The 2,913-nt window shown below is 50.2% G+C and carries 1 rRNA gene; it reads left to right on the forward strand.

Annotated features, from left to right (window positions below):
- Nucleotides 1-62: 62 nt before the first annotated feature.
- Nucleotides 63-2,913, forward strand: a 23S ribosomal RNA gene (locus tag KSHG_RS15450); the annotation flags it as partial.

The raw sequence follows: 2,913 nt of genomic DNA on the forward strand, positions 1-2,913 counted from the left end.
CAAATTTCTTTTTTAAGATTTTGATTTAAATTAAGTTTTAATTTTTTAGGCTTAATAACTTAGGTTAAGTTATTAAGGGCGCATGGCGGATGCCTTGGCACTAGAAGCCGATGAAGGACGGCACTAACACCGATATGCTTCGGGGAGCTGTAAGTAAGCTTTGATCCGGAGATTTCCGAATGGGGGAACCCAATACCTTTAATAGGGTATTATCTACACGTGAATTCATAGCGTGATGATGGCAGACTCAGGGAACTGAAACATCTAAGTACCTGAAGGAAGAGAAAGAAAAATCGATTCCCTTAGTAGCGGCGAGCGAAACGGGAAGAGCCCAAACCAAGAAGCTTGCTTCTTGGGGTTGTAGGACACTCTATACGGAGTTACAAAGGAATGTGTTAAATGAAGCGGCATGGAAAGGCCCACCAAAGAAGGTAACAGTCCTGTAGTTGAAAGTGCATTCTCTCCAGAGTGGATCCTGAGTACGGCGGAACACGTGAAATTCCGTCGGAATCTGGGAGGACCATCTCCCAAGGCTAAATACTCTCTAGTGACCGATAGTGAACCAGTACCGTGAGGGAAAGGTGAAAAGCACCCCGGAAGGGGAGTGAAAGAGATCCTGAAACCATGTGCCTACAAGTAGTTAGAGCCCGTTAATGGGTGATAGCGTGCCTTTTGTAGAATGAACCGGCGAGTTACGATCCCATGCAAGGTTAAGCTGATAAGGCGGAGCCGTAGCGAAAGCGAGTCTGAATAGGGCGAATGAGTATGTGGTTGTAGACCCGAAACCAGGTGATCTACCCATGTCCAGGGTGAAGGTGAGGTAACACTCACTGGAGGCCCGAACCCACGTACGTTGAAAAGTGCGGGGATGAGGTGTGGGTAGCGGAGAAATTCCAATCGAACCTGGAAATAGCTGGTTCTCTCCGAAATAGCTTTAGGGCTAGCCTCGCGGCTAAGAATCTTGGAGGTAGAGCACTGTTTGGACTAGGGGTCCATCCCGGATTACCGAATTCAGACAAACTCCGAATGCCAATGATTTATACGCGGGAGTCAGACTGCGAGTGATAAGATCCGTAGTCAAAAGGGAAACAGCCCAGACCACCAGCTAAGGTCCCAAAGTAATCGTTAAGTGGAAAAGGATGTGACGTTGCTTAGACAACCAGGATGTTGGCTCAGAAGCAGCCATCATTTAAAGAGTGCGTAATAGCTCACTGGTCGAGTGACGCTGCGCCGAAAATGTATCGGGGCTAAACGATTCACCGAAGCTGTGGATGGACATCTCAGATGTCCGTGGTAGGAGAGCGTTCTAAACGCTGTGAAGTCAGACCGAGAGGACTGGTGGAGCATTTAGAAGTGAGAATGCCGGTATGAGTAGCGAAAGATGAGTGAGAATCTCATCCACCGAATGACTAAGGTTTCCTGAGGAAGGCTCGTCCGCTCAGGGTTAGTCGGGACCTAAGCCGAGGCCGATAGGCGTAGGCGATGGATAACAGGTTGATATTCCTGTACCACCTCCTCACCATTTGAGTAATGGGGGGACGCAGTAGGATAGGGTAAGCGTGCTGTTGGTTATGCACGTTCAAGCAGTAAGGTGTGAATGTAGGCAAATCCGCATTCTTTAACATTGAGCTGTGATGACGAAGTTCTTTAGAACGAAGTTCCTGATTTCACACTGCCAAGAAAAGCCTCTAGCGAGGTGAGAGGTGCCCGTACCGCAAACCGACACAGGTAGTCGAGGAGAGAATCCTAAGGTGAGCGAGAGAACTCTCGTTAAGGAACTCGGCAAAATGACCCCGTAACTTAGGGATAAGGGGTGCTCTGGTAGGGTGCAAGCCCGAGAGAGCCGCAGTGAATAGGCCCAAGCGACTGTTTATCAAAAACACAGGTCTCTGCTAAACCGTAAGGTGATGTATAGGGGCTGACGCCTGCCCGGTGCTGGAAGGTTAAGAGGATTGGTTAGCGCAAGCGAAGCTGAGAATTGAAGCCCCAGTAAACGGCGGCCGTAACTATAACGGTCCTAAGGTAGCGAAATTCCTTGTCGGGTAAGTTCCGACCCGCACGAAAGGCGTAACGATTTGGGCACTGTCTCAACGAGAGACTCGGTGAAATTATAGTACCTGTGAAGATGCAGGTTACCCGCGACAGGACGGAAAGACCCCATGGAGCTTTACTGTAGCTTGATATTGAATTTTGATACATTTTGTACAGGATAGGTAGGAGCCTGAGAGACCGGAACGCCAGTTTCGGTGGAGGCGTTGTTGGGATACTACCCTAAATGTATTGAACTTCTAACCCGCACCCCTCATCGGGGTGGGAGACAGTGTCAGGCAGACAGTTTGACTGGGGCGGTCGCCTCCTAAAGTGTAACGGAGGCGCCCAAAGGTTCCCTCAGAATGGTTGGAAATCATTCGCAGAGTGTAAAGGCACAAGGGAGCTTGACTGCGAGACCTACAAGTCGAGCAGGGTCGAAAGACGGGCTTAGTGATCCGGTGGTTCCGCATGGAAGGGCCATCGCTCAACGGATAAAAGCTACCCTGGGGATAACAGGCTTATCTCCCCCAAGAGTCCACATCGACGGGGAGGTTTGGCACCTCGATGTCGGCTCATCGCATCCTGGGGCTGTAGTCGGTCCCAAGGGTTGGGCTGTTCGCCCATTAAAGCGGTACGCGAGCTGGGTTCAGAACGTCGTGAGACAGTTCGGTCCCTATCCGTCGTGGGCGTAGGAAATTTGAGAGGAGCTGTCCTTAGTACGAGAGGACCGGGATGGACATACCGCTGGTGTACCAGTTGTCTTGCCAAAGGCATTGCTGGGTAGCTATGTATGGACGGGATAAGTGCTGAAAGCATCTAAGCATGAAGCCCCCCTCAAGATGAGATTTCCCATTACGCAAGTAAGTAAGACCCCTGAAAGAC

This window comes from Kurthia senegalensis, assembly GCF_000285595.1.
Taxonomy (GTDB): domain Bacteria; phylum Bacillota; class Bacilli; order Bacillales_A; family Planococcaceae; genus Kurthia; species Kurthia senegalensis.